Source organism: Pseudomonas sp. NY8896, assembly GCF_039634505.1.
Window position 1 is genome coordinate 3,540,524 of record NZ_CP132350.1, and the last position, 25,533, is coordinate 3,566,056.

22 protein-coding genes are annotated in these 25,533 nt (G+C 61.3%); 11 read left to right on the top strand and 11 right to left on the bottom strand.

The window, feature by feature from the left end:
- The first annotated feature begins 114 nt into the window (after nt 1-114).
- From Q9451_RS15845 to Q9451_RS15885, 9 genes are all read left to right on the top strand, one after another.
- Nucleotides 115-873 carry a 5-oxoprolinase subunit PxpA gene (locus Q9451_RS15845; RefSeq protein WP_012272493.1) on the top strand — a complete coding sequence of 253 codons (759 nt, stop codon included), beginning with the start codon at nt 115-117 and terminating at the stop codon, nt 871-873.
- Between the two features lie 92 nt (nt 874-965).
- A complete protein-coding gene (locus tag Q9451_RS15850; RefSeq protein ID WP_012272492.1) occupies nt 966-1,853 on the top strand; it encodes an allophanate hydrolase subunit 1 in 888 nt (295 codons plus the stop codon).
- Nucleotides 1,850-2,821 carry a biotin-dependent carboxyltransferase family protein gene (locus Q9451_RS15855; protein ID WP_012272491.1) on the top strand — a complete coding sequence of 324 codons (972 nt, stop codon included), beginning with the start codon at nt 1,850-1,852 and terminating at the stop codon, nt 2,819-2,821. The genes Q9451_RS15850 and Q9451_RS15855 overlap by 4 nt, the downstream gene beginning before the upstream one ends.
- Nucleotides 2,822-3,005: 184 nt before the next feature.
- Entirely contained in the window at nt 3,006-3,878 is an 873-nt protein-coding gene (gene icmH / locus Q9451_RS15860) for a type IVB secretion system protein IcmH/DotU (protein ID WP_012272490.1), read from the top strand.
- Between the two features lie 13 nt (nt 3,879-3,891).
- A complete protein-coding gene (tssI, locus tag Q9451_RS15865) occupies nt 3,892-5,970 on the top strand; it encodes a type VI secretion system tip protein TssI/VgrG (protein ID WP_012272489.1) in 2,079 nt (692 codons plus the stop codon).
- A complete protein-coding gene (locus Q9451_RS15870; protein ID WP_012272488.1) occupies nt 5,967-6,893 on the top strand; it encodes a hypothetical protein in 927 nt (308 codons plus the stop codon). Before tssI ends, Q9451_RS15870 begins: the two co-directional genes overlap by 4 nt.
- The gene (locus Q9451_RS15875; RefSeq protein WP_012272487.1) at nt 6,890-10,108 is read left to right on the top strand and encodes a T6SS effector BTH_I2691 family protein; all 3,219 of its coding nucleotides are present in this window, start codon (nt 6,890-6,892) and stop codon (nt 10,106-10,108) included. Before Q9451_RS15870 ends, Q9451_RS15875 begins: the two co-directional genes overlap by 4 nt.
- Nucleotides 10,101-10,919: a DUF6708 domain-containing protein gene (locus Q9451_RS15880; RefSeq protein WP_012272486.1), complete on the top strand. Its 819-nt coding sequence runs from the start codon at nt 10,101-10,103 to the stop codon at nt 10,917-10,919. Before Q9451_RS15875 ends, Q9451_RS15880 begins: the two co-directional genes overlap by 8 nt.
- A complete protein-coding gene (locus Q9451_RS15885) occupies nt 10,916-11,173 on the top strand; it encodes a PAAR domain-containing protein (RefSeq protein ID WP_012272485.1) in 258 nt (85 codons plus the stop codon). Before Q9451_RS15880 ends, Q9451_RS15885 begins: the two co-directional genes overlap by 4 nt.
- 90 nt (nt 11,174-11,263) lie before the next feature.
- Here the strand turns inward: Q9451_RS15885 and Q9451_RS15890 are convergent, their stop codons facing one another.
- Nucleotides 11,264-12,112 carry a TIGR03915 family putative DNA repair protein gene (locus Q9451_RS15890; protein WP_012272484.1) on the bottom strand — a complete coding sequence of 283 codons (849 nt, stop codon included), beginning with the start codon at nt 12,110-12,112 and terminating at the stop codon, nt 11,264-11,266.
- Nucleotides 12,103-13,323, bottom strand: a complete 1,221-nt coding sequence (locus Q9451_RS15895) for a putative DNA modification/repair radical SAM protein (protein WP_012272483.1) — start codon at nt 13,321-13,323, stop codon at nt 12,103-12,105. The genes Q9451_RS15890 and Q9451_RS15895 overlap by 10 nt, the downstream gene beginning before the upstream one ends.
- A gap of 145 nt (nt 13,324-13,468) precedes the next feature.
- Here Q9451_RS15895 and mqo point away from each other — a divergent pair, with 145 nt between their 5' ends.
- Nucleotides 13,469-15,034: a malate dehydrogenase (quinone) gene (gene mqo, locus Q9451_RS15900; protein WP_012272482.1), complete on the top strand. Its 1,566-nt coding sequence runs from the start codon at nt 13,469-13,471 to the stop codon at nt 15,032-15,034.
- Here mqo and Q9451_RS15905 read toward each other — a convergent pair.
- The 5 genes from Q9451_RS15905 to Q9451_RS15925 are packed head-to-tail and all read right to left on the bottom strand — an operon-like array spanning nt 15,015 to nt 19,892.
- Nucleotides 15,015-16,541 carry a glycosyltransferase family 39 protein gene (locus Q9451_RS15905; RefSeq protein WP_012272481.1) on the bottom strand — a complete coding sequence of 509 codons (1,527 nt, stop codon included), beginning with the start codon at nt 16,539-16,541 and terminating at the stop codon, nt 15,015-15,017. The two genes, mqo and Q9451_RS15905, sit on opposite strands and share 20 nt — an antisense overlap.
- Before the next feature lie 4 nt (nt 16,542-16,545).
- Nucleotides 16,546-16,818 carry a lipid-A-disaccharide synthase N-terminal domain-containing protein gene (locus Q9451_RS15910; RefSeq protein WP_012272480.1) on the bottom strand — a complete coding sequence of 91 codons (273 nt, stop codon included), beginning with the start codon at nt 16,816-16,818 and terminating at the stop codon, nt 16,546-16,548.
- Nucleotides 16,815-17,558: a glycosyltransferase family 2 protein gene (locus Q9451_RS15915; RefSeq protein WP_012272479.1), complete on the bottom strand. Its 744-nt coding sequence runs from the start codon at nt 17,556-17,558 to the stop codon at nt 16,815-16,817. Before Q9451_RS15915 ends, Q9451_RS15910 begins: the two co-directional genes overlap by 4 nt.
- Nucleotides 17,559-17,592: 34 nt before the next feature.
- Nucleotides 17,593-18,567, bottom strand: coding sequence for an NAD-dependent epimerase/dehydratase family protein (locus Q9451_RS15920; RefSeq protein ID WP_012272478.1), 975 nt, complete (start codon nt 18,565-18,567; stop codon nt 17,593-17,595).
- Nucleotides 18,555-19,892: a UDP-glucose/GDP-mannose dehydrogenase family protein gene (locus tag Q9451_RS15925; protein ID WP_345960630.1), complete on the bottom strand. Its 1,338-nt coding sequence runs from the start codon at nt 19,890-19,892 to the stop codon at nt 18,555-18,557. The genes Q9451_RS15920 and Q9451_RS15925 overlap by 13 nt, the downstream gene beginning before the upstream one ends.
- A gap of 244 nt (nt 19,893-20,136) precedes the next feature.
- Between Q9451_RS15925 and Q9451_RS15930 the strand changes: the two genes are divergently transcribed.
- Complete coding sequence (locus Q9451_RS15930; protein WP_012272476.1) at nt 20,137-21,183, top strand: class I SAM-dependent methyltransferase; 1,047 nt, start codon at nt 20,137-20,139, stop codon at nt 21,181-21,183.
- 57 nt (nt 21,184-21,240) lie between these two features.
- On the opposite strand, the gene Q9451_RS15935 is transcribed toward Q9451_RS15930, so the two are convergent.
- The 4 genes from Q9451_RS15935 to Q9451_RS15950 all read right to left on the bottom strand — a co-directional run bounded on the left by Q9451_RS15935 (nt 21,241) and on the right by Q9451_RS15950 (nt 25,390).
- Nucleotides 21,241-22,485, bottom strand: coding sequence for a saccharopine dehydrogenase family protein (locus Q9451_RS15935; RefSeq protein ID WP_016394970.1), 1,245 nt, complete (start codon nt 22,483-22,485; stop codon nt 21,241-21,243).
- A gap of 33 nt (nt 22,486-22,518) precedes the next feature.
- Nucleotides 22,519-23,616: a carboxynorspermidine decarboxylase gene (locus tag Q9451_RS15940; RefSeq protein WP_012272475.1), complete on the bottom strand. Its 1,098-nt coding sequence runs from the start codon at nt 23,614-23,616 to the stop codon at nt 22,519-22,521.
- Nucleotides 23,617-23,801: 185 nt separating this feature from the next.
- Nucleotides 23,802-24,719, bottom strand: a complete 918-nt coding sequence (locus Q9451_RS15945) for a pyridoxal-phosphate dependent enzyme (RefSeq protein WP_012272474.1) — start codon at nt 24,717-24,719, stop codon at nt 23,802-23,804.
- Nucleotides 24,716-25,390, bottom strand: coding sequence for a PAS domain-containing protein (locus Q9451_RS15950; protein WP_012272473.1), 675 nt, complete (start codon nt 25,388-25,390; stop codon nt 24,716-24,718). The genes Q9451_RS15945 and Q9451_RS15950 overlap by 4 nt, the downstream gene beginning before the upstream one ends.
- Nucleotides 25,391-25,533: the final 143 nt, after the last annotated feature.

Here is a 25,533-nt window from a genome sequence, read left to right on the forward strand (position 1 = left end):
CTCCCGGTGTATCTGTTTTTCAGAAGACACCCTATCTGTTTATAGATCTTCCCAAGGGGGTACAGAGAATCTAACGTGGCATGCATGCAGTCACAAGTGCCAGGAGATGCCGTCATGCAAGCAGTGGATTTCAATTCGGACATGGGTGAGGGCTTTGGCCCCTGGACGATCGGTGATGGCGTCGATAACGAGCTGATGGGCTACATCAGTAGCGCCAACATCGCCACCGGCTTCCATGCCGGTGACCCTGGCACGATGCGCCGCACAGTCGAGCGCGCCAAGGCCCTGGGTGTTGCGGTAGGGGCGCACCCAGGCTTTCGTGACCTGGTCGGTTTCGGTCGCCGGCACATCAATGCTCCGGCGCAGGAGTTGGTCGACGACATGCTCTATCAACTGGGCGCGCTGCGTGAAATTGCCCGCGCCCAAGGCGTGCGCCTGCAGCACATCAAGCCGCACGGGGCGCTGTACATGCACTTGGCGCGTGACCAGGAGGCAGCGCGCTTGCTGGTGGAAAACCTGCGAGTGATCGAGCCCGAGCTGATGTTGTACTGCATGCCGGGTTCGGTGATCTGCCGTATTGCCCAGGAACTGGGACAGCCGGTGGTTCGCGAGTTTTACGCAGACCGCGAGTACGACCTGAGCGGGTCGATCGTGTTCACCCGCAATGTGCGGGGGTATGAGCCCAAGGCTGTCGCCGAGCGCGTCTTGCGCGCTTGCCAACAAGGCGTGGTACGCACCGTCGAAGGCCAGGACCTGGCCATCGAATTCGATTCCATCTGCCTGCACAGTGACACCCCAGGTGCGCTCGACCTGGTCGAGGCCACGCGCAAGGCGCTGGATACGGCCGGCATCGTGGTGCGTGCGCCACGCTGAAACCGTTGGGCATCCGGCAAACAGACAAGCCGCAGCCCGTGCATTTTGTTTTTGCCTGCCTTTCTATAAAGATTCCAAGAAAAGGAACAGTCATGGCCGAACCGCTTGCTACAACCCCGATCCGCTACAGCTTCGGCGCCGACGAGCACCTGTTTGCCGAAGTCAGCGAAAGCATGTCACTGGAGGCCTTTTTCAAGGGTATGGCCGTCACCCGCGCGGTGGAGCGGCTGGCCCTGGATGGCGTGCTGGATGTGTGCCTGGCCAACGCGTCGTTCCAGATTCGCTTCGACCCGGACCGCATCGCCCCCGAGGCGTTGCTTGAGGCCGTGCGCGGCGCCGAAGCGCAGGCGGTGGCGGAGCGTTCGTTGCAGACGCGGATCATCGAGATCCCGGTGTTGTACAACGACCCCTGGACCCATGAAACGCTGATGCGATTTCGCGACCGCCACCAGGACCCGGCCAGCACCGACCTGGAGTACGCCGCACGCATCAACGGCCTGGCCGATGTCGAGGCCTTCATCGCCGCGCACAGCGGCGCGCCGTGGTTCGTGTCGATGGTCGGTTTCGTCGCCGGCCTGCCGTTCATGTTCCAGATGGTCGAGCGCGAGCGGCAGTTGCAGGTGCCCAAGTATTTGCGCCCGCGTACCGACACGCCGAAGCTCACCTTGGGCCATGGCGGCTGCTTTGGCTGTATCTACTCGGTGCGCGGGGCAGGCGGCTACCAGATGTTCGGTGTTACCCCAGCACCGATCTACGACCCGCAGCAAACCTTGAACTACCTGAAGGACCACATGGTGTTCTTCCGCCCGGGCGACATCGTGCAGTTCAAGCCCATTGACCGCCGGGCCTACGACCAGGCGGTGGCGGATGTGGAGGAAGGCCGCTTCGACCTGCGCATTCGCCCGGTGGCGTTTTCTCTGGATGCCTTCCTCGCCGACCCGGTCGGTTACCCCAAATCGTTGCAGGAGGTGCTGGTATGATCAAGGTGCTCAAACCCGGCCTCGCGACTTCCGTGCAGGACCTGGGCCGCGAAGGTTACTACCACCTGGGCATCCCACCGTCCGGCGCACTCGACCAATACGCCTTGAGCGCGGCCAACCACCTGGTGGGCAACCCGGCCGGCGCTGCGGGCCTGGAATGTGCGTTGGTGGGGCCGGAGCTGGAGTTTCAGCAGGACGCACTGGTGGCCGTTTGCGGTGCGCAGATGCCCGCGTTGCTCGATGGCCGCGAGCAGCGGCCGGATACGGCGTTTGCCGTGCGCGCCGGGCAAGTGTTGCGTTTCGGTTTTCCTACCGCAGGTGCTCGGGCCTACCTGGCTGTGGCAGGCGGCATCGACGTGCCCGAAGTACTGGGTAGCCGTTCCACCTACGCGCTGGGGGCCTTGGGCGGCTTCCATGGGCGCAAGTTGATGGCGGGCGACCTGCTACCGGTCGGCGTGCCCAGCGGCAAGACCCGTGCCGGTGCAAGCCTGCCGATGGCCTTGCGTCAGGCCCTGGGTGGCGAGGTGGTGTTGCGGGTGGTGCCTGGGCTGTACTTCCACCGCCTGACCGCACCTGCGGCACAAAGCTTTTTCACCGAAGCCTGGACAGTCGGCTCCGAGGCGGACCGTATTGGCTATCGCTACAAAGGCGGCAGTGCCTTGAGCTTCCAGCCACGGGAGCAGCCGTTCGGTGCTGGGTCGGACCCGTCGAACATCGTCGACAGCTGCTACCCAATCGGCTCGATCCAGGTGCCGGCGGGGTTGGAACCGATCATCCTGCACCGCGATGCTGTGTCCGGTGGCGGTTACGCCATGATCGGCACGGTGATCAGTGCCGACCTTGATTTGATCGGGCAGATGCAGCCTAACCAGCAGGCACGGTTCCTGGCGGTTAGCCTGGAGCAGGCGCTGGAGGCGCGGCGGTCGTACAAGAAGAAGCTTGGTTGCCTGGATAGGCTTTTCAACTGATCTTCGGGCGATGTTGCATCGTTTTTCTGTGGCGCCGATTTTGTCGGGGGATGTGTTTCCACGTTTCAAAAAAATAGGTGAGACGAAGATTCCTACAACATATTAGGACGCGCCAGACTCCTCGCAGAATTGATTCCCCTATAGCGTTCATGTCTTCAGTTTGCAGGAAGACAAGGACCGCCGCATGCCCCGCCCACCCTCCGTTCCCCCCGAGAAAACCGGGGGGGCCAAAGATGCCCATGACGTCACGGAAAACAGCCTGCACGCCATGCTCGAGGTCCCGGAGGAGGGCGATTCGCCTTATCCGGCCGAGCAGGGTGTGCAAACAGACCTGGCAGGCTACCCCGCCGACCCGGACTTCCAACTGCGCGGCGGCTTCAAAAACCTGATGCTCGACGCAGCAAGCCCGCTGTTCGGCCTGGTCATTCGCCTGCGCACGCTGGATGAGCTGACCAACATCGCCTACGTGCACAAGACCGTGCAAAACCAGGTCAGCAACATCCGCGAAGAAATGCGGCAGCACGGCTATGCCACCGCGCATCTGGAGGTCTACTCCTACGCCTTGTGCCTGCACCTGGACGAAGCCGTGATGAGCCGCCCGTGGGGCAACAATTCGTGCTGGAGCCATGAACCGCTGCTGAGCATCTTCCACGACGAAACCCAGGGCGGCGAGAAGGTCTTCGTGCTGCTCGAACGGGTCATGCAGGCGCCCAAGGAGTTCCAGGATGTGCTGGAGTTTCTGTATTACTGCTTCTGCCTGGGGCTCAGGGGCAAGCACGCCCTCGATCCGAAGTGCGACGAGATCATCAACGCCCTCATCAGTCGCATGCACAAGGTCATTCGCGAACTGCGTGGCCCCACGCCGGAAGAGGTGTGCGACCCCTACAGCAACGTCGTTCATTGTCCCTACCGCTCGCGACGCTGGGAGTGGCCCTGGTGGAGCCCGCTGCTGATCTCCGCCATCGCCATGGTCTGTGCTTACAGCTACTACCGCTACCGTCTCGACCGGCTCACCGCCGAAGTCGTGGAATCGCTCAACGTCATTTTGCAGCAGTAGCGGGGGGCACCACATGTCTAGCCAATCCGATTTGCGCTTCACCTTCCAGCCGCTGGTGGGCCGTAGCGAGTTCGAAGTGGTGTCGTTCGAGCTGGATGAAGCCATCAGCACACCATTCCAGTTGCAGCTGGAACTGATCAGTTTCGAAGACGCTGTCGACTTTGGCCAACTGCTCGACAAACCGGTGTTGTTCACCCTTTGGCGCGGTGAGCGCCCGCTGCGCTATGTGCACGGCCTGGTCAGCACGTTTAGCCAAGGTGAAACGGGCTTCCATCGCACCCGCTACCACGCCTTGGTCGAGCCCGTGCTGGCCCGTGCGGGGTTGCGCTCGAACTGGCGCATCTTCCAGCAGAAAACCGTATCGCAAATCCTCGAAATCATGCTCAAGCGCCAGGGCGTGAATGCGTACCAGCTCAAGTGCATCGATCAGCACCAGGTGCGCGAATTCTGCGTGCAGGCCGGTGAAACCGACCTCGATTTCATTGCTCGCCTGGCCGCCGAAGAGGGCCTCGTCTACCGCTTCGAGCACACGCCGAAAGGCCACACGCTGATCATCACCGACCGGCTGCTGGCGCTGGGGCAGATCAGTCAGGGCGTCATCAAGGCCGACGACGAGGATGAAGGTTTCTTCGAACAGGCTGACATCGACCCCAACCAGGTGCTGTACCACGCCAACAGTGCTGGCGATCAGGCAATACCCTGCCTGCGCCACCTGCGCTACAGCGAGCAGGTACGTACCGCGCGCCAGGTTCAGCGCGACCACACCTTCACCCACCCGGCTTATCGCCTGGAGCTACGCGCCGAGGGCGGCGACCTGGCGCACCAGTCCACCGCCTACGAACGCTTCGACTACCCCGGCCGCTACAAGCGCGAGGCGGTCGGCGTGCCTTTCACCGCCACCCGCATCACGGCCCTGCGCCATGATGCCCGCATGGCCGAGGTGGAAGGCGACGATGTGCGCCTGCAACCGGGGCTGAGTTTCACCCTGATCGAGCACCCGCGCGAAGACCTGAACCTGCATTGGCGGGTCACCCGCGTGCACCACGAGGGCACCCAGTTCACCAGCCTGCAGGAAGAGGCAGCAGGTGCGCAGCTAGGCACCCGCTACAAGCAGGACGCCGTGCTGGTCCCCGGCAGAACCGAATGGCGCCCGGCCCCCTTGCCCAAACCGCGCATCGACGGCCCGCACATGGCCACGGTGGTGGGGCCGAAGGGCGAGGAAATCTACTGCGACCAATGGGGCCGGGTGAAGGTCAGCTTTCCTTGGGACCGGGAGAGCGAAAACAACGAGTTCAGCTCCTGCTGGGTACGCGTGTCGCAGGGCTGGGCCGGTGGTAGCTGGGGTTCGATGGCCATCCCGCGCATCGGCCAGGACGTGATCATCCAGTACGTCAACGGCGACCCGGACCAGCCGATGATCACCGGGCGCACCTACTGCGGCAACCAGCTGCCGCCCTATGACCTGCCCGAACACAAGACACGCATGACCATCAAGAGCCAGACCCACAAGGGTGATGGCTACAACGAGCTGCGTTTCGAAGACGAGTTGGGCAAAGAGGAAGTGTTCATTCATGCCCAGCGGGACCAGAACAATGTGGTCGGCAATGATGAGACCACGCGTGTCGGGCGCAATCGGATCGAGCAGGTCGGTCAAGATCAGCAGTTGAACATTGGTAACGACTACCGCCAGGACACAGCGCGTGACCACACCCAGGTCATCGGTCAAAACTGCCTTGTGGACATCAAACACAACCTGATCGAGACGGTGGGCAACGATCATCGCGAATCTACCGGTGCCAATTACCACGCTTTCATAGGCAAGGACAGCGAGCTTGTCGTCAAAGGTGCCCAGAAGGTCAAGGTCGGGCAGGGCATGGAACAACGCACCACGGTCTACCAGCTGTGGGCCAGTGAGCGCATCGAGCTTAGAACGCCAGGTGGCAGCCTGGTGTTGGATGAGCAGGGCATCACCCTCAATGGGCTGACACTCGACCTGCTGGGACAAACCAAGGCGGTTGCGAAAGGTGATGGAAATACCCAGTCACTAGCGCTTAGGCCGGAAGCCGGCACCACCTGTGAGGCCAAGTCGTGATCAATAGCGAACACCTGGCCAGCAGCATCGAAGGGCACCATGCGGCGCACCTGCATTGCCATGTACTGATAGATCCACTCGCGATCGCGGGTAAAAGCGACCATGCCTTGCTTGCACAACTGCGCGAAGCGTTGGGCGAGCCTGCATTGACCCAAGTGCACAGGGCCGATCTGGCCCATGCGCCGCACCTGCACCCGGTACTGGCCTGTTTGGCCGCACCTGGCGCGATGCCCAGCCGCCAGTTGCTGGAGCTGACCGCTCGTGCCGCGCGCAGAGGGCTGCATCAGCGTCGGCGCTACCTGAGTGGTTGGCTATTCAGCGAGGCAACATCGGCCACTGTGGCTGCCCATATCACGGCCATGTGTCGAATACCCAATGCTGAGCGGGCGTTCGGTTTCTACCCGGTATACGAACCTGTTCGCCTGGAGTTGCTCGCTGCAACGTTCGAACGAGTCGAGCAAGGGCCCTGGTGGCCGATCAGCAACTGGCTGTTTCTGAGTAGTGGCGGCGGGTTGTTGAGCCTCAAAGGACAGAGTGGGCAGCGACACCCTTTGCCAGATTCGGCCCGGCGTAATCAGGAGGATGTGAGGTTGATCGAGCGCGTACTGGATATCTGGAGAGTGTTGCGCGCGGGCTCACACGACGCGAGCCAGTGCCAGATACCACCGTTTGCCGCTGTGCGCGTATCCAACCATATCGATGACGCACGCAGGCTGGGCTTGAGCACACAGGAAGACATCATGGTGTTTGCCCTGCATCACCTGTGCATTCACCCCAGGCTAAATAGCGTTGCCGCATTGCACAGCATGGTTGACGCGGCCGTCAGCGATCACCGACCACTTTCCCCAATGCTCGCGCGCTACTCCGACGATCAGTGGTGTCGCTTGATCGAAGCCCTGCCCAATACCGAGAGGCGCTTATGACCCTTAGCCAACGTATCGCCATTGCGGTAGCCGAAGCTGGGCTGCCGCACGACCAGTGCATGTCCTGCGAGCGGCAAGGCCTGCCGATTCTGCCACTGCGCCGCGCCCTGGTGCCGGATGCGCGCCCAGGTTGCATCACCACCGTTGCCGGCAGCCTGCATGTCTCGACGAAGATGGGCCTGCGTACCTTGCGCATGGGCTACCTGTATGTGCTGCTGGACCAACAGGTCTGGCATGCCTACGAAGTCAGCGAACAGGGCCACCTGCGCCGTTTCAACCCCTATGAACCGTCCGACGGCCTGCCCGCGTCACTCCCCGAAAAGTGCGTTAATGAAAATCACGACATTCCCTCATCTTTCCTGAACATTGATACCGACCGCTATGGCAGTGCCTGGCTGGCCTTTTCGAGCGACCCTTGGCCGGTGAGCGTGCTGAATGCCTACAAACGCGGCACGGCACCTGCACATCGCTTTGAGGGTTTGGACCTGACCCAGGCGCGCAACAACCCTGAATTGCTGGGCATCGCCATGACGCCTGACAACCTGCAAATCGACAAGGAGGTACTTGAGTACGCGCAGCACGGGTGTTCGCCGTTCGACAGTGCGCATGGCTTTCACAGCCGTTGGCTACGCCGGTTCGCCCTGAAGGGGTATCTGGTCAACGCGATGAACCGGCACACGCTGGAAAACGGCGTGCTGGCGGTGGTGCTCGACGATACGGTTGGCTTGATTCAGGAGTACAACCATCAACGGCTGAACTGGGTGGTGAAACGCCAGGTCTGGCGCGAAGAGCCCATGCGGGCTTATCAGCTACAGACTTCGCAGATTTTGCAGATTATTCGCGCCACGCAGAGGGAGAGGGCAGCACAGAACGTGCCGTCACTTGAGTCGATGGCGAACAGAGGGCCGTTTGTACCGATTGACCCGACGGTAGAGCGACCACGAATGGTCGAGCAAGCACAGAAGGACAGTGAGGATAAGCTCGAGCAGCGCTATCACGAACCGCAACGGGCGGCGTTCCAGGCCGAGTACGACCAGCAGGAAGCCGAGTTCCAGCGCTACATCGACAAGGGCGCCCGTGCGTATGCCGCGCTGTTCGACACGCCCATGTTCAAGGTGGCAGAGCAGTACGATTACGACAGTGATCATCGTGAGTCTGGCGTGGCGTATGCCAAGACCATGGCATTGTGCCTGGGCGGCGGTATCACCGAGGCCGTGGCACCCGGTACGCTGCCTGCGGCCGGCACCAGCGAAACGCTCTGGCATAAATGGCTGCAAGACCCCAACAGCCCACCTTACCGCGCATTGTTGATGCGTGACCGTGCATTGCTGGCTGGGCTGCTGCCCAGTTTTACCGCTGCCGAAGCCATCAACTGGAACGACAGCGACAAGCTCTACGGCATCCTGAGCAAGATCATCGCCAGTGACGACGCAGGCCTGCGCATGCGCAACACGCTCAAGCAGGCCATCGCCGAAACGCAGAGTGCGCTCAATGCGGCCAGCCAGCGCCTGGCGCCCAACTTGCTCCCTGGCATTCAAAACGCCGTGCGGCACCTGAACAGCGCGACGCAGTTCCTCTACAACGGCGTGCACCTGATCGAACTGGAAGTGAAGATGAAGCTGGGCGAGTACTACGCCTTGCAGAGTGCCCACTTGCGCGAATTGCAGCACAAGGCCAATGCCTCCATCGCCGAGGCACGGGACCGGATGCATCGCAGCATCGATGACTTCGAATTTGGCTCGATGAAGCCGTTCCGCAAGGTGCGGCCGATCATCCAGCATGGGTTGATGAGCCTGGCCGTGCTCGACCCGCGGTTTACCAACACCATGATCAGCGTAACGGTGTGGGTCGAGGGCACGGCTGAAGAGGTGCGTGGCCGGTTGTTTGAGGAAGCCAATATGAAGGTGACCCAAGTCAGCAGCGCGGCACAGATTGCCTTGGTGGATGTCTCGGTGGCGGCGGGGACGCTAGAGGCGAATGCGCGCAAGGTGTTGCAGGGGATGAAGATCACTTCGCAGCAGACGGCGCAGTTGGTGAGCACTGGCTTCAGAGGGTTGCGCGGTGTGGCGGGAAGTTGGGAAGTATTGCTGGCAATTGGAGGGCTGTACTTTCAATACGACAGCCTGGTCAGGAACCAGGAAAAAGCGGAAGCGGAGGTTGGGCCGAAGGCTCATGAGGCCAAGTTGGCGTTGCAAGGCTCAACACTGGGGGTGCTTGGGGGGCAAATCGAGTTGGTTGGATTAGTCATGAGATCGGGTGCTACTCATGAAAAAATGCCGTGGACTAGGGGAGTCGCAGCTTCTGGGGAGGTCTTCATAAAACTTGGTGCAATTGTAAGTTCTGTTGCTGGTGTCTTTGACATGGCTCAGGCAGTCGCTGCAAGTAGGCGGGCTAAGGCAGCTGGAGATAGTGTGGCAAAAAATCAGCATATATTGGCTGCCGCGCTTTATGGCTCTGGGTCTTTAGTATTTGCGGTGGCGGTTTTTAAAACCTCTTTGCTGGGGCCTTTAGGGGTTGCTGTAATATTGGTATTAGTAGCATATGCACTAAGCAAGCATGCCGAATGGAACGAGTCGTCCCTATTAGAGCGTTGGGCAAGACGATCCTGCTTTGGGAAGGCAGATGAGGTGCCAGTTGTTCACTGGAAAACTCCCGAATATGCAGATATTGCGTTTGCAGAGCTCAATGCAGTTACATTGGGCGTAAAAGCAATGCTGCATTTCGAGTCGAGCCTCATAACCGATCCTGCAGTGCCACGGATAGGAGGGTTGGTCGGACTGGAAAGAGAGCAGATGCTGAAGTTTAAAATATTGTTACCTGGGTACAAAGAAGAGGTCTCCGCTTATCGTTGGATTTTGGTGGTGCATCGCAATGGTGATGGAGAGTTCCCTAAGTATACTGGTGGGGAACGCCTATTTATTGATGAGTATCATGCTTTATCTGTAGGTCCCATTACTGAAGCTGTTAATTTTTCAAATTTTTCTCCGCCTCGGGTTCCTGACTATAAGAGCAGTTTTGTTGTTGATAAAAGAAATCATGTGGCTGCGATAGGCGAGGCTGAGGCCATTAGCTTGGAGATATCTGGAAGAGTGGATCTTATGCCTACGATCGGGAGCCATTCCATACTTGCAGCAACACTGTTACTGATGTATTGGCCAGATCGAAATATAGATAGTGCGTATGTCGAGGTGTGTAGTCGGGGGCTAAATGATTGAGCATGAGACAAAAGCGTTATGGAAGCGTGCGATAGGCTGGAGCTACGATCTTCCGCACGTTGATGAAGTGCCAGCCCCCCGTTTTAGTGTGGAGGACATAAAGCCGTCGCCAAACCATATTGATGATGTGTTCCTGGAGTTGCCGCGGTCAACCATCATTTTGCGCGGTGTTATAGCTTTGATTAGTGCTCCGATGCTGATGTTTCTGTTTGGTTTAATGGTGTGGATGTATTGGGGTTTCTTCAGTTATGGCTTGGTGGATGATTGGTCGGTGATCGTTCTTGCGGTTTTGGTTCCAGTTGTTTCACTCTGGGCTATTATTCCATTTGTTAAATTGGACTTATTGCTTCCAAGAGATGAACCTATCCGCTTCAATCGCCTGCGACGAAAGATCTATCTCTATCAATTTCGATTCAACTATTTCTACCTGTTTAGCCGTAAACACTGGGGTGTAAAGCCTGTCGCTTACAACTGGGACGACGTAACCGCCGAGGTCTACCGAGTCTATGCTCCCGGCCACGGTGGTCTGATAGAGAACGTCATGCTCTCTGTCCGCAACCCGGAAACCAATGAAGTCATCGATCGCGTATTGTTCACTTCCAACCTTTACCGAGGCGAGGCCTACTGGGCCATCGCCCGGTTGTTCATGCAACAAGGCCCCGAAGCCCTGCCAAAGTTCGTCCACCCGCCCCGTGACTGGAACGACGACGATGGCCTGAGCCACATGCACTGCCTGGCGCCGAAGGTTAAATGGCCAGCGGACATTGACCGCGAATCCCGTACCGCACCGTCTGAAGGAGAAGCCCAATGAGCCCGGTTGTACTTGTAGGCCACCAACACAAATGCCCGCTGCATGGCGTTAACCAGGTAGAGAGCGGCAGTGCTGCTTATACATTCAATGGCAGGGCGGTTGCCAGGGTGGGGGACCGGACAACCTGTGGTGCAGTGATCGAAAGTGGGGCTGAACATTACCTGATCGAAGGCGCTGCTGTGGCGCGAAAAGGCGACCGGACGGATCACGGTGGTGTGCTGGTGGAGGGCGACGCTGGGTGGTTGCTGGATTGATGAGTGGGCTGTTCAGGGGTTACTGCAATATTGGTTGTGCCGCTGAAGCCTTGGGGCCGCTTTGCGGCCCATCGCGACACAAGGCCGCTCCTACACCGACCGCGTGTGCATGCTGATTTGCTTGCCGGATTGAGCGGCCACTTCAAGGGCCTGGCCGTCCCGCTGCTTGCCCTGGCGCGCCAAGCCTTCCAGCTGCGGTATCAGCATGCCTTCCGGCAAATGCCGCCAGAACCGCCCGGGCATGTGCAGGCGCAAGGCGTCCGGGTTGAGGCGGGCCGGGTTGAAGGTATGGCGGTAGTACGTGCGCCAAAGCTCGGCGCCAGGGTCGTCGGCGTTGCGCGCCCACTGGCGCCAGGCTTCGGGGCACTGGCGCTGGTAATCGAACACTTGACCGTCAAAGCGAATGCCATCCTGTGGTGTAGCGATAAGCCAGCGCAAACGCCCCAGGCGGTCGGCAAAATGCGGGCTGGCACTTTGCAGAATGTCATGCGCCGGCTCGTGATAGGCCACCAGGTCCAACTGCAAATGCTCGACCAGTTCATCAGGCAACGGCACGAAGCGCACGAACGCATGCAGGTGATGTGCTTCGCGGGTCACCTGTTTGATGCGCCGTTGCAGCTCACTGCCCAACCGATCACCTGCCAGCATGGCTGTGCGATCGCCATGGGCGACGCGCCAAAGCACTTCGTACAGCAGGTTCCAACGTTGCTCGCCACGGTAGCGGGAGGCCTGCTCCAGTTGGCTCAGCAAGGCTGCCGGGACTTTGGCGCGAAAAGGGCCGGGGCCTTCCGGGGGCGCAGTCGGCATGGCCAGCAGGTCCGCCATCGGACCTTGCGACCAGGTGACTTCGGACGGGTCGATGCCATGCCCCAACAACACCCGGGCCTGATCGCGCCAAGTCGCGAACAGGTCGTCGCAGTCGAGCGCGATCACCCCCATAACCCCATCTGCACCGGTGCTTGCGGCTCACGCAAACGCGCCCTTAGCAGGCCGCTGCGCAGTTCGGCTTGGGCCGGGCGGTAGTCGCTGGTGACGATGAACGGCCGAGCCTTGTCCAGCACGCAACGCAGCTGGATCAGGTCGTCATAGCGGATACGCCGTTCCCGGCGCAGGGCGACCAGGCGTTGCACACTGCGCAGGCCGATGCCGGGGATGCGTGCCAGTAACGCTGGCTCGGCGCGGTTCACATCCAGCGGGAAGACCTCGCGGTTGGCCAGCGCCCAGGCCAGCTTGGGGTCGATGTCCAGGGCCAGGTTACCGCTCTGGCCCAGCAGCTCGCCAGCCTTGTAGCCATAGCCACGCAGCAGGAAGTCGGCCTGATACAGGCGGTGTTCGCGCAGCAGCGGAGGTGCGGCGAGGGGCACGCTGCCTGGGCTGTCGGGGATCGGGCTGAAGGCGGAGTAGTACACGCGCTTGAGGCCGTAGCCCTGGTAAAGCGACTCGGCATTGCGCAGCAAGGTGCTGTCGTCGGTGCTGTCGGCGCCGACGATGACCTGGGTGCTTTGCCCCGCCGGGGTAAAGCGTGGCGCCTTGGGCTCGTTGGCCACGGCTTGCTGGCCTTGGTGAATCACGCCCATGGCCTGGCGAATGGTGTGCGCCTGTTTTTCCGGCGCCAGGCGTTTGAGGCTGGCGTCGGTCGGCAGCTCGATGTTGACGCTGAGGCGGTCGGCCAGGCGCCCGGCCTGTTCGATCAGCAGCGGGTCGGCGTCGGGAATTGTCTTGAGATGAATGTAGCCGCGGAAGTTGTGTTCTTCGCGCAACAGCCGGGCCACGCGGATCAGCTGCTCCATGGTGTAGTCCGCCGAGCGGATGATGCCAGAGCTGAGGAACAAGCCGCTGATGCAGTTGCGCCGGTAGAAGTCCAGGGTCAGGCGTACCACTTCCTCGGGGCTGAAGCGCGCGCGTGGCACGTTGCTGGAGCGGCGGTTGACACAGTACTGGCAGTCGTACAGGCAGAAGTTGGTGAGCAACACCTTGAGCAGCGATACGCAGCGGCCGTCGGGGGTGTAGCTGTGACAGATGCCCATGCCATTGGTGGCCCCCAGGCTGTCGGCACCGCGCGAGTTACGCTTGGGCGCACCGCTGCTGGCGCAGGAAGCGTCGTACTTGGCGGCGTCGGCGAGGATGCCGAGTTTGGCAATGAGTTGCATGGTACTGTCTCGCAATACTGAATATTCATACAGTATTTTGAGATGTGATGGATTGCAAGTGCTTGTGCGCCGGCCATACCTGAGCAAATCCGTCAGCTAAGCTTGTGGCTGAACTTATGGATAGGCACGAGGCACGGGAGAGGTTATGAAGATCACCATCAAGCCGAAACTGGCGCTGGCCGGGCTGGCCTTGGCAATCGGCATGCTCAATGCCCAGGCTGCGGAAACCAGAAAGGTCGATGTGCTGCTGGTGGGCGGCGGCATCATGAGTTCTACCTTGGCCGTGTGGCTCAACGAATTGGAGCCAGGCTGGTCGATGGAGATGGTCGAGCGCCTGGACAAAGTGGCTGAAGAAAGCTCCAACGGCTGGAACAATGCGGGTACCGGCCATTCGGCCCTGGCTGAGTTGAACTACACCCCGGAAAAGGACGGCAAGATCGACATCAGCAAAGCGGTGGAGATCAACGAGTCGTTTCAGATCACCCGGCAGTTCCTTGCTTGGCAGGTGAAGCAGGGGGTGCTGAAGAACCCGCATTCGTTCATCAACACCACCCCGCACATGAGCTTTGTCTGGGGCGATGACAATATCCGCTTTTTGAAGAAGCGCTACGAGGCCCTGCAGGCCAGCCCGCTGTTCAAGCCCATGCAGTACTCCGAAGACCATGAGCAGATTCGCAAGTGGGTACCGCTGATGATGGAGGGCCGCGACCCTAACCAGAAGCTGGCGGTGACCTGGACGCCGATTGGCACCGACGTCAACTTTGGCGAGATCACCCGGCAGTACGTGGGTTATCTGCAGACCCGACCGAACTTCGACCTCAAGCTGTCGAGCGAGGTGCAGGACATTACCCGCAACGGTGACGGTTCCTGGCACGTCGAGTACAAGAACCTCAAGGATGGCAGCAAGGCGGCCACCGATGCCAAGTTCCTGTTCATTGGTGCCGGCGGTGCCGCGTTACCGCTGCTGCAGAAGTCGGGTATCGACGAAGCCAAGGACTATGCCGGTTTCCCGGTCGGCGGCTCGTTCCTGGTCACCGACAACCCGGCCATCGCCCAGCGGCACATGGCCAAGGCCTACGGCATTGCCGCCACCGGTGCGCCGCCCATGTCGGTGCCACACCTGGACACCCGGGTGCTCGATGGCAAGCGCATGATCCTGTTCGGGCCGTTCGCCACATTCTCGACCAAGTTCCTCAAGCAAGGCTCGCTGTTCGACCTGCTTGCCAGTACCAGCGTGCACAACGCTTGGCCGATGGTGCGGGTAGGGGTCCGCGAGTTCGACCTGGTGCAGTACCTGATCGGCCAGGTGTTGCAGTCCGACAATGATCGCTTCGAAGCACTGCGCACCTACTTCCCCGAGGCGAAGAAGGAGGATTGGCGGCTGTGGCAGGCGGGCCAGCGGGTGCAGATCATCAAGAAAGACGAAGCTCTCGGTGGCGTGCTCAAGCTCGGTACCGAGGTGGTGACGTCCAAGGACGGCAGCATCGCCGGCTTGCTGGGGGCCTCGCCTGGTGCTTCGACCGCACCGCCCATCATGCTCGATGTGCTGAACAAGGTGTTCAAGGACAAGGTGGCCTCGCCCGAGTGGCAGGCGAAAATCAAGCAAATCATCCCGTCCTATGGCATTCGCCTGAACGACCACCCGGACCAGGTGCAAAAGGAGTGGGCGTATACCAACGAGGTGCTGCAGCTTAGCCCTCCTGCGCCTTAGCCCAGGTGAAGTGGTAGACGTGGTCGGGGGCAGTGGCGCGGCACTGGCCGTTGTCGGCATCGGCACCGACCACATACCACTCGGCCCGCGAGGTCTCGCCCAGCTTGCGGGCCTTGTCGGCGTTGAAACAGCCGCCCAGCTCGGTGGCCGGAACCAGTGCGAAGGCAGAGGGGTGCTGGCGCAGCCAGTAGGCCGCCGCATCGGCTTTGGGTTGGCCCGTGAAGCCGAAATGCACGATGGGTTGCCGGGCAAACAGCCAATGGCCCTCGCGCCAGTTGACCAGCACCAGTTCAGCACCGTCGGTGGCTTGAGCGGCGTCGCTCATCAGCGTGTCATGCGGGTTGCGGCCTTCCTTGATCGGCTCGACGAAGCCTCGGGCGAACCACAGGGCGAACCATGTCAGGGCTACGGTAGTGAAGGCCCTGCGCCAACCCGGCCGGCGCTGCCACCAGCGCTTGAGCAGCCAAGGCACCAGCGGCGCCATGGCCAGTACCAGGCCAGGCAGGGCCGGGAAGATGTAGAGCTTGCGCTTGCCGCTGCTGAGGCTGAAAAACAGCAGCACCAACGCCACCCAGCCGAGTAACAGCAGGAAGCGGCCATCGCGTTTTTGCAGTTGCCGGCGCCAGGCCGGTATCAGCCAGGGCAGGGCCAGTATCAGGGGCAGCCAGTACTTGGGGATGACCTTGACGAAGAAGTACCAGAACGGCTCGCGATGGTCCCAGGCATTGGCGTAGCGGCTGGCGGTCTGGCGCAACAGGATTTCTTTCAGGTAGGCCAGCTCTGCCGCGCCACCGCCCTGGGCGATCGACACCAACAGTGGCAGCAGCCACACCGCGCAACCGGCCAGCAACCACAGCAGCCCCAGGCTCCAGCGCCATCCCTGGCCCGGCATCGCGACCACGCCGTGCCAGCGCTGGCGTACTGCCCAGGCGTAAGGCAGCAGCATCAGCGCCGGGACAAAACCCACACCCTTACTGATGATGCCCAGGCCCATCGCCGCGCAGGCCAGGTAGAACCAGGCCCAGGCGGGCCCCAGCAGCAGGTGGCGCAGCATGCCGTAGAAGCCGAGCGCCACCCACAGGCACAGAAAACTGTCGATCTGCCCGGTGCGCAGGATGCTGTAGCTCTGGTAGGTGGCCAGGAACAGCAAAGCTGCGATTACGCCGATGCGCCGGTTCCACAGGCGCCGCCCGAGGTCATGCAGCACCCAGGTGATGGTCGCCGCCGACAGCAGCCCTGGCAGATAGAGGGCAACCTTGGGTGAGCCGGTCAGGTAGCTGAACAGTGCCACGGTCCACATGAACAACGGTGGCTTGTCGCCGTAGATCTCCGCGGCCCGGTGCGGGATGAACCAGGTGCCGCTCTGCAGCATTTCCAGGGCCACGCCGAGAAAGCGTTCTTCATCGACATTCATTGGCTGGCGCCAGCCGATACCGGCGCCCACCAACAACACGGCGAGGGCGATCAGGGCCAGGCGTTCGGCCGCAAGCGTCTTGAACTTTGGCAAAGGCCTATTCCTTCTGTTCCTGATGGCGGGCAATCAGCTGCAGGTTGCGCAGGTAAACCAGAAAGCCGAAGCTTTGGCCGATGATGAATACCGGGTCCTGGCGGTAGATGGCGTACGTCAGCAGAAGTGCGCTGCCGAGCATGCTCAGGTACCAGAAACCCACCGGGATCACGCTGCGGCGCTTGAACTCGCTGTACAGCCACTGCAGCACGAAACGCCCGGTGAAAACGGCCTGGCCGGCAAACCCGACGATCAGCCACAGGGTTTCGCGGGTCATCCTTCAAGCTCCTGCGGGTGGCTGTCCAGGCGGGTTCGGCGGATCAGCCACCACACCCCGATCAGGTCGAGGATGCCGACCAGGGCGCGGTCCAGGTTGCCGTATTTGGAGACACCCGCGTGGCGTGGCCGGTGATTGACCGGGTGCACCAGCATGCGGCCGTTGTGGCGCAGGATCAGTGCCGGAATGTAGCGGTGCATGTGGTCGAAGTAGGGCAGGCGCAAGAAGGCTGCACGCTCGATCAGCTTCAGCCCGCAGCCGGTGTCGGGCGTGGCGTCCTTGAGCAGGCGGCTGCGCAGGCCATTGGCGAAGCGCGAGGCCCAGCGTTTGCTGGCGCTGTCACGCCGGTTGACCCGGTGCCCGGCCACCAGCTTGACGCCGCCGGCCAGGCCCTGGTTGGCACGCACCAGGGCCAGCATGCCGGGGATGTCCGCCGGGTCGTTCTGGCCGTCGCCATCCAGGGTCGCCAACCAGTGGCCGCGGGCCGCCTGGGCGGCATGCCACAGAGAGGTGCTCTGGCCCTGCGAGCGTTCGTGACGCAGGATGCGCAATTGCGTGTAGCCCTGGCTTTTCAGTTGCTGCAATACGCTCAAGGTGCGGTCGCTGCTGCCGTCGTCGACCACCAGCACCTCGTAGCGTTCGGCGGTGAGTGCAGCGCGTATCTCCATCAGCAGTGAAGGCAGGTTGTCGACCTCGTTCTTGGCGGGGATCAGTACCGAGAGGTCAAGTGGATCTGTCATGAGGCTACCCGTGATCATGTTGTTATTACGTGGATCAAACCCGGTAGAAATCCCGGTACCAGCCAACGAAAGCGTTGACGCCGTGCTCCAGCGACGTGCCTGGGGAGTAGTCGATCCAGCGTGCCAGTGAGCCGACATCGGCCCAGGTCTCCAGCACGTCGCCCGCTTGTAGCGGCAGGTAGTCGCGCTGGGCCTTGATGCCCAAGGCGGCTTCCAGGCATTCGACGAATTGCAGCAGCCTTACCGGCTGCCCACGGCCGATGTTGAACAGCTGGCAGGGCGGCTGCCCCTCGGTCGGCCGGGGTGGTTTCAGGCGCAGGCGCACGATGCTTTCGACGATGTCGTCGATGTAGGTGAAGTCGCGGCCCATCAGGCCGTTGTTGTAAACCTCGATCGGCCGTCCTTCGAGCATGGCGCGGGTGAACTTGAACAGCGCCATGTCGGGCCGGCCCCAGGGGCCGTAGACGGTGAAAAAGCGCAGGCCGGTGGTTGGTATCCGATACAGGTGCGCGTAGCTGTGCGCCATCAGTTCATTGGCACGCTTGCTGGCGGCGTACAGCGAAACCGGCTGCTCGACCGGGTCATCGATGCTGAACGGCAGCTTGGCATTGGCGCCGTACACCGAGCTGCTGGAGGCGTAGATCAGGTGGCGTGGTGGCTGCTGGCGGCAGGCTTCGAGGATGTTGAGGAAACCGACCAGGTTGGCCTGCCCGTAGGCGCCAGGGTTGTCCAGCGAATAGCGCACCCCGGCCTGGGCCGCCAGGTGGATCACTTCACTGAACGCCTGCCTGGCGAACAGCTGTTGCAGGTCGGCGCTGTTGGCGATATCGAGGGTTTGGAAGCGGAAATTGGCGAAGCCGAACAGCCGTTGCAGGCGCGCCAGTTTCAGCTCGACGCTGTAGTAGGCATTGAGGTTGTCGATGCCGACCACATCGATGCCTGCCTCGCACAGGCGGCGAGCGACATGGAAGCCGATGAAGCCGGCCACGCCGGTAATCAGTACGGGCATGCTGGCTGCACCTGGCCGCGACCAATACCGTAATAGGTGAGGCCGGCGGTGGCCATGTGCTCGGGCTCGAACAGGTTGCGCCCGTCGAATACCACTCGGTCGGCCAATTGTTGCGGCACTTTTTCCAGGTTGAGCACGCCGTAGTCCTGCCACTCGGTGATGATTACCAGCGCATCGGCACCCTCCAGTGCATCGTCCTTGCAGGGCACCAGTTGCAGGTCGGCGCGCGGGCCGTAATGCCGCAGGATTTCTTCCATCGCCTGCGGGTCATGGGCCTGTACCCGCGCGCCAGCGGCCCACAGGGCCTCCAGCAGGACCCGGCTGGAGGCCTCGCGTATGTCGTTGGTGTTGGGCTTGAACGACAACCCCCACAAGGCAAATACCTTGCCCCGCAGGCCACCGGGATAATGCCGCTGGATCTTGCTGAACAACCGGCCCTTTTGATGTTCGTTGACCGACTCCACCGCACGCAGCAACTGCGGCTCGAAGCCTTCAGCCTCGGCGCTGCGGCGCAGGGCTTGCAAGTCCTTGGGGAAGCACGAGCCGCCAAAGCCGCAACCGGCGTAGATGAAGTCATAGCCAATGCGCGGGTCGGAGCCGATGCCACGGCGCACCATCTCGATATCGGCCCCCAGGTACTCGGCCAGGTTGGCGATTTCGTTGATGAAGGAGATCTTGGTCGCCAGCATGCAGTTGGCCGCATACTTGGTCAGCTCGGCGCTGCGCGCATCCATGGTCATAAGCTTTTCGCGGTTGCGGCTGAACGGCAGGTACAGTTCGCGCAGCAATTCCACTTCGGCCGGTTCGGCGCCGCCGATGATGATGCGGTCCGGACGCATGCAATCATCCACGGCCGAGCCTTCCTTGAGAAATTCCGGGTTGCTGATGACCTGGAAACGACTGGTGTCGGCCACGGCCTGGGCTATACGCGATTTGATGCGGTGCACCGTGCCGACTGGCGCGGTGGATTTGTTGACGATCACCTTGGTGCCGTCGGCATGTTCGAGGATGCTGTCGACCACGGCAAAAACGTGCTTCAGGTCGGCGCTGCCATCGGCTTGTGGCGGAGTGCCGACTGCGATGAACTGCAGCCTGGCGTAGTGAACTGCTGCCCTGGCATCCGTGGTGAAACGCAGGCGACCGCAAGCCAGGTTTTTCTCCAGCAGCGGCGCAAGGCCGGGCTCGAAGATCGGGCAATGGCCTGCACTGAGGTTGGCAACTCGTTCGGCATCGACATCCATGCACAACACCGAATGGCCCACCTGGGCCAGGCACACTGCCTGGGTGAGGCCGACATAGCCAGTACCGAAAACCGTGACTTTCATCTAACAGCTCCTTGATAAGAAAGCTGAAAAAAAATGTCACATTGTTGTTTAGGAATTGTTACCCAGCGGATGATTCCGTGGGCTGCGCGGCCGCAATGCCACTTCACCTGGGGAGACCATCTAAACTTACAGACGGCTCGCGGTCATGTGTTTCAACGCGATCCGTAACCCTTGAACCGACCACCGCCTCCCAGGAGCGGATGTCCCTCGCTGGCGATGGCCTTCTTGCAGAGGAGGGCAGGTCATGGACGAGGCAAGGCTTCACGATTTCATGGGCAAGCTGGTGAACGACATGGGCGCAGCGGCGACACTGGCCAATGTCATCCTCGGCGATGAGCTGGGGCTGTACCGGGCCATGGCCGACAGCCAGGCGGTTACCCCCGAGCAACTGGCGGAAAAGACCGGCTGTCATCCGCGGTTGGTGCGCGAATGGTTGAATGCACAGGCGGCATCGGGCTATGTGGTGCATGACAAGGGCCGCTTCGTACTGCCTGAAGAGCAGGCCATGGCCCTGGCGCTGGAGGATTCCCCGGCTTACATGGCCGGCGGTGCAGCCGTGGTGGCGGCGCTGTTCCATGACAAGGACAAGCTGGTAGCCGCCATGCGCGGCGATGGCGGTCTGGCCTGGGGCGACCACCATCCGTGCATGTTCAGCGGCACCGAGCGGTTCTTCCGGCCAGGGTACCGCACCTTTCTGGTGGCCAATTGGCTGCCGGCGCTGGAGGGTGTGGTGGCCAAGCTGCAAGCGGGCGCCAAGGTGGCAGACGTGGGGTGCGGCCATGGTGCCTCGACGCTGGTCATGGCGCAGGCGTTTCCGGCGTCGACCTTCGTGGGGTACGACTATCACGGGCCTTCGATCGTCACCGCCAACCAGCGTGCACGTGAGGCGGGCTTGGTGGAGCGGGTGAGTTTCCAGCAGGCCAGCGCCAAGGACTACCCAGGGCATGACCACGACCTGGTTTGCTTCTTCGACTGCCTGCACGACATGGGTGACCCGGTGGGGGCAGCCAAGCATGCCTATCGTGCTTTGAAACCTGACGGCACGGTGATGTTGGTAGAGCCTTATGCCGAGGACTCGCTGGACGGCAACCTGACGCCGGTCGGGCGGTTGTTCTATGCGGCGTCGACGTTCATCTGCACGCCAAACTCGTTGTCGCAGGAAGTGGGGCTGGGGTTGGGCGCGCAGGCCGGCGAGGCGCGTTTGCGGGCAGTGTTCGAGGAGGCGGGGTTCAGCCGGTTCCGGCGGGCGACGCAGACGCCGTTCAACCTGATTCTGGAGGCCCGCAAGTAGGGGCCTGGCCTGCAAAAGCAGAAGGGGCGCCCTGTTGGCGCCCCTTCTGTTTACGGCTTAGGCTTCAGCGTCCCAAGGACGATCGCCTTTTTCATCTTTGACGCGGGTCGGCAAGCCCATCACATCCAGCGCCTTGAGGAACGGCTCTGCTGGCAGCTCTTCGACGTTGACCATGCGCTTGGCATCCCATTCACCACGGGCAACCAGCAGGGCGGCAGCCACTGGCGGTACACCGGCGGTGTAGGAAATGCCCTGGCTGTCGGTCTCGGCGTAGGCTTCTTCGTGGTCGGCCACGTTGTAGATGAACACTTCGCGCGGCTGGCCATCCTTGGTGCCTTTTACCAGGTCACCGATGCAGGTCTTGCCGGTGTAGCCAGGGGCCAGCGAGGCTGGGTCTGGCAGTACGGCCTTGACCACTTTCAGCGGTACCACTTCCAGGCCTTCGGCGGTTTTCACCGGTTGCTCGCTGAGCAGGCCCAGGTTTTTCAGCACGGTGAACACGTTGATGTAGTGCTCGCCGAAGCTCATCCAGAAACGCACGTTCGGCACGTTGAGGTTCTTCGAAATCGAGTGAACTTCATCGTGGCCGGTCAGGTACAGGTTTTGCGAGCCTACCACTGGCAGGTCGTCGGTACGCTTGACCTCGAACATGGTGTTGCTGGTCCACTGGCTGTTCTGCCAGCTCCACACTTGCCCGGTGAACTCGCGGAAGTTGATTTCCGGGTCGAAGTTGGTGGCAAAGTACTTGCCATGCGAACCGGCATTGACGTCGAGGATGTCGATCGAATCAATGCTGTCGAAATACTGCTGCTGCGCAAGTTTTGCGTAGCTGTTCACCACACCCGGGTCGAAACCGACGCCGAGAATGGCGGTAATGTTCTTTTGTTGGCACTCTTCGAGGTGTTTCCACTCGTAGTTGCCGTACCACGGCGGGGTCTCGCAAATTTTGCCCGGCTCTTCGTGGATGGCGGTGTCCAGATAGGCGACACCGGTATCGATGCAGGCACGCAGCACCGACATGTTGAGGAAGGCGGAACCCACGTTGATCACGATCTGCGATTCGGTTTCGCGGATCAGTGCCTTGGTCGCCTCGACATCGAGGGCGTTGAGCGAGAAGGCCTGGATGTCGGCGGGTACCTTGAGGCTACCCTTGGCCTTGACGCTGTCGATGATGGCCTGGCATTTGGAGATGTTCCGTGACGCGATAGCGATACGACCCAGTTCGTCGTTATGCTGTGCGCACTTGTGGGCCACCACCTTGGCGACACCTCCTGCACCAATGATAAGAACGTTCTTCTTCAATTTACCCTTTGCTCCTTACTTGGAAAGCCGGTCTTACGACAGGCTGGAAACGTAGTCTTCAAAACCGAACTCGCGGACGACTTCGACGCTGCCGTCGAGTTGCTTGACCACGATGGAAGGCATTTTCAGACCGTTGAACCAGTTTTTCTTGACCATGGTGTACCCCGCCGTGTCGATGAACGACAGGCGATCGCCAATGGTCAACGGACGATCGAATTGGTACTCGCCGAAGATGTCACCGGCCAGGCACGACTTGCCGCAGACCATATAGGTGTGCTCGCCGTCGTTGGGGGCCATCTTGGCGTTGAGGCGGTAAATCAGCAGGTCGAGCAGGTGCGCTTCGATCGAACTGTCGACCACGGCCAGGTGCTTGCCGTTGTACAGGGTGTCGAGCACGGTCACTTCCAGCGAGGCGCTGTTGGTGATGGCGGCTTCGCCGGGTTCCAGGTACACCTGCACACCGTAGGTTTGCGAGAAGGCCTTGAGGCGCGCGCAGAAGGCGTCTACCGCATAATCTTCACCGGTGAAGTGAATGCCGCCACCGAGGCTGACCCACTCGACCTTGTGCAGCAGGTGGCCGAAACGCTCTTCGATGTGCGTGAGCATCTTGTCGAACAGGCCGAAGTCACCGTTCTCGCAGTTGTTGTGGAACATGAAGCCGGAGATCTGTTCGATCACCTGTTCGATCTTGGCCGGGTCCCATTCGCCCAGGCGGCTGAACGGGCGGGCCGGGTCGGCCAGCAGGTAGTCGGAGCTGCTGACCTGCGGGTTGACGCGCAGACCACGCACTTTACCTTCGGACTGTTCGGCAAAACGCTGCAGCTGGCCGATCGAGTTGAAGATGATCTTGTCGCAGTTCTCGAGCATCTCCTCGACCTCGTCGTCGGCCCAGGCCACGCTGTAGGCGTGGGTTTCGCCGGCGAACTTCTGGCGGCCGAGCTTGAGCTCGAAGAGGGAGGACGAGGTGGTGCCGTCCATGTACTGCTGCATCAGGTCGAACACCGACCAGGTGGCGAAGCACTTCAGGGCAAGCAGCGCCTTGGCACCGGAGTGTTCACGCACGTAGGCGATCTTCTCCATGTTGCTGAGCAGCTTGGTTTTATCGATGAGGTAATACGGCGTCTTGATCATTTAAAGGCCCCCGGCCAGGCCGGCCAAAAAAAGGACACGCATTGTGCCTTCACTTGCCGCAGACCGAAAGGGTGGGATACGCATTTCGTCAGGGTTGACGCCATTGCGAGGGCATTTTCGGTTGCGGCGGGCCTAGTAGATCAGGTGCATATGACTATCGTAATCACCGCCGACAGGTGGCAGCTTCAATCTGCCTGCTGCAACCACGCCTGAATTTGCTCAAGCGTTGCCGTAGCGCCGCCACACACCACCACCAGCACATTCTGGTATTGCGCCAGGGCGCCCGGCGCATACGCTAATGCCAATGCTGCGCCACAGGCGGGTTCCACCAGCAGGCGATGGTCCAGCAGGAATCGCTCACAGGCCTCCAATGCCGCACGATCGGTGACCAGGTGGCTGTGTACCGGGTGTTGCTGTGCGCAGGCTAGCGCCCGATCGGCGACCCGCTTTGCCCCCAGCGAGGTCGCCACCGAGGCGATGCGCTCCAGCTCAACTGAATGCCCCGCCTGAAGGGCCGCGTGCAGCGACGCGGCGCCGTTGGTTTCCACCGCCAGCACCGGTACATCACCCCAGCCATTGCGCTGCAGCCCCTCCACCACGCCGCTGAGCAACCCGCCACCGCCTACCGACAGCACCACGGCGTCCGGTTTCACGCCGGCTTCGGCGACTTCATCGATCAGGCTGGCATGCCCGGCCCACAGCAGCGGGTCGTCAAACGGGTGGATAAACGCATCATTCGGCCCTACCAAGGTCTGCGCCAGTGCGTTCGCCTCCTGCCAGGAACTGCCATGCACCACCACGTTGGCGTCTTCCAGGCGCAGCAACTCCTTGGCCCGCTCGGTAGTGGTCTCGGGGACGACCACGGTCACCGGCACACCCAGCTTGCGGCCCGCATAGGCCACCGCCAGGCCGGCGTTGCCGCCCGAGGAAGAGATGAACTGCCGGGCGCCACGGGCTTGATGCACTTCGCAGGCGTGGCCCACCCCACGCAGCTTGAACGAGCCGCAAGGTTGCAGAGCGTCGAGCTTGAGCCAGACGTTTCGGCCCGCGACCAACGACAGCGAGCGGGATTCGATCAGTGGGGTGTGGATATGCAAGGTCATTGGCTGGCTCCGCGCAGTTGTTCAAGGTAGTTGTAAATGGTGTAGCGGGTTACGCCGAGGGCACTGGCGGCCTTTTCCACGCCGCCTTTGACGATGAACAGGCCGCGCTCCTGCATGACCTGTACGGCTTCGACCTTGGCCTGTTTGTTCATCCGGCCCTGGCCGCTGCGTTGCAAGGCAGCCTGAATGATCTCGCTCATCAGCAGTTCCATGTCGGCGGGTTCGTTGACGGCAGGCGTGGCCCCCAGCGGTTGGAACTGCTGGAGAAAGCTCATGGCGGCGTCCAGGCCGGTGACGTCGGTGTTGACGCAGAGGCTGGCGAAGGGGTGGCCGTTGCTGTCGCGAAAGATTGCGGTGGCGCTGCGCAGCGTGCGGCCCTTGAGCGTGGTGGGGTAGTCGGGCAGTACCACCGGCTCGCAGCCATGCTGCTCGGCCGAGGCCTGCATCAGCGCCTTGAAGCCTTGGTCCTGCTCCGGGGCGGCGAGGATCGGGCTGCCGACGCTACGGCCGGAGAGATGGCCGTTGACGATCGCCACCACGGAATGCTCCGGGTGGTCCAGGTCGTGCAGCAGGATTTCCATGTTGCGTGCGGCAACGCTGCCCAAGGCCTGGATGGCGGCTTTGAGCACGGTGAGGGTGAGGTGGCGTTCTTCAGCGGGGGAAATGGGCATGACAAATCGCACAATTCAACTTTTTGTGCATTTTTACACAAAAAGTTGAATTGTGCGATTTGCTTTTTCAGGCCCATTCGCGGGTGAACCCGCCCCCACAGGATCGCCACAAGCCTTGAGACCTGCGCAGTACCTGTGGGAGC

What these genes read in the sequence shown, in the direction of transcription:
- Q9451_RS15845 (WP_012272493.1), top strand. Translation starts at nt 115, where the DNA reads ATGCAAGCAGTGGATTTCAATTCGGACATGGGTGAGGGCTTTGGCCCC.
- Q9451_RS15850 (WP_012272492.1), top strand. Translation starts at nt 966, where the DNA reads ATGGCCGAACCGCTTGCTACAACCCCGATCCGCTACAGCTTCGGCGCC.
- Q9451_RS15855 (WP_012272491.1), top strand. Translation starts at nt 1,850, where the DNA reads ATGATCAAGGTGCTCAAACCCGGCCTCGCGACTTCCGTGCAGGACCTG.
- icmH (WP_012272490.1), top strand. Translation starts at nt 3,006, where the DNA reads ATGCCCCGCCCACCCTCCGTTCCCCCCGAGAAAACCGGGGGGGCCAAA.
- tssI (WP_012272489.1), top strand. Translation starts at nt 3,892, where the DNA reads ATGTCTAGCCAATCCGATTTGCGCTTCACCTTCCAGCCGCTGGTGGGC.
- Q9451_RS15875 (WP_012272487.1), top strand. Translation starts at nt 6,890, where the DNA reads ATGACCCTTAGCCAACGTATCGCCATTGCGGTAGCCGAAGCTGGGCTG.
- Q9451_RS15880 (WP_012272486.1), top strand. Translation starts at nt 10,101, where the DNA reads ATGATTGAGCATGAGACAAAAGCGTTATGGAAGCGTGCGATAGGCTGG.
- Q9451_RS15885 (WP_012272485.1), top strand. Translation starts at nt 10,916, where the DNA reads ATGAGCCCGGTTGTACTTGTAGGCCACCAACACAAATGCCCGCTGCAT.
- Q9451_RS15890 (WP_012272484.1), bottom strand. Translation starts at nt 12,112, where the DNA reads ATGGGGGTGATCGCGCTCGACTGCGACGACCTGTTCGCGACTTGGCGC.
- Q9451_RS15895 (WP_012272483.1), bottom strand. Translation starts at nt 13,323, where the DNA reads ATGCAACTCATTGCCAAACTCGGCATCCTCGCCGACGCCGCCAAGTAC.
- mqo (WP_012272482.1), top strand. Translation starts at nt 13,469, where the DNA reads ATGAAGATCACCATCAAGCCGAAACTGGCGCTGGCCGGGCTGGCCTTG.
- Q9451_RS15910 (WP_012272480.1), bottom strand. Translation starts at nt 16,818, where the DNA reads ATGACCCGCGAAACCCTGTGGCTGATCGTCGGGTTTGCCGGCCAGGCC.
- Q9451_RS15915 (WP_012272479.1), bottom strand. Translation starts at nt 17,558, where the DNA reads ATGACAGATCCACTTGACCTCTCGGTACTGATCCCCGCCAAGAACGAG.
- Q9451_RS15920 (WP_012272478.1), bottom strand. Translation starts at nt 18,567, where the DNA reads ATGCCCGTACTGATTACCGGCGTGGCCGGCTTCATCGGCTTCCATGTC.
- Q9451_RS15925 (WP_345960630.1), bottom strand. Translation starts at nt 19,892, where the DNA reads ATGAAAGTCACGGTTTTCGGTACTGGCTATGTCGGCCTCACCCAGGCA.
- Q9451_RS15930 (WP_012272476.1), top strand. Translation starts at nt 20,137, where the DNA reads ATGGACGAGGCAAGGCTTCACGATTTCATGGGCAAGCTGGTGAACGAC.
- Q9451_RS15940 (WP_012272475.1), bottom strand. Translation starts at nt 23,616, where the DNA reads ATGATCAAGACGCCGTATTACCTCATCGATAAAACCAAGCTGCTCAGC.
- Q9451_RS15945 (WP_012272474.1), bottom strand. Translation starts at nt 24,719, where the DNA reads ATGACCTTGCATATCCACACCCCACTGATCGAATCCCGCTCGCTGTCG.
- Q9451_RS15950 (WP_012272473.1), bottom strand. Translation starts at nt 25,390, where the DNA reads ATGCCCATTTCCCCCGCTGAAGAACGCCACCTCACCCTCACCGTGCTC.